The sequence below is a fragment of the Ligilactobacillus apodemi DSM 16634 = JCM 16172 genome (assembly GCF_001434405.1).
Taxonomy (GTDB): Bacteria; Bacillota; Bacilli; order Lactobacillales; family Lactobacillaceae; genus Ligilactobacillus; species Ligilactobacillus apodemi.
Window position 1 is genome coordinate 1 of record NZ_AZFT01000027.1, and the last position, 332, is coordinate 332.

Here is a 332-nt window from a genome sequence, read left to right on the forward strand (position 1 = left end):
TTAAGTACAAGCGAATCCACATCGACCTCATTGAGCGAGTCAGCAAGCGCAAGTGAGTCAACAAGCACCTCGTTGAGTGAATCATTAAGTGCAAGTGAATCAACCTCAACCTCATTGAGCGAGTCAGCAAGAGCAAGTGAATCAGCGTCAACGTCATTGAGCGAATCATTAAGCACAAGTGAATCTACCTCAACATCGTTGAGCGAATCAGCAAGAGCAAGTGAGTCAACAAGCACCTCATTGAGCGAATCATTAAGCACAAGTGAATCCACATCGACCTCATTGAGCGAATCAGAAAGCGCCAGTGAATCCACATCAACATCCGTGAGCGA

At 46.1% G+C, this 332-nt stretch carries 1 pseudogene; it reads right to left on the bottom strand.

Annotation, left to right across the window (positions count from 1 at the left end):
* Positions 1-314: pseudogene (locus FC32_RS10850) on the bottom strand (MSCRAMM family adhesin SdrC); the annotation flags it as partial.
* Positions 315-332 lie beyond the last annotated feature (18 nt).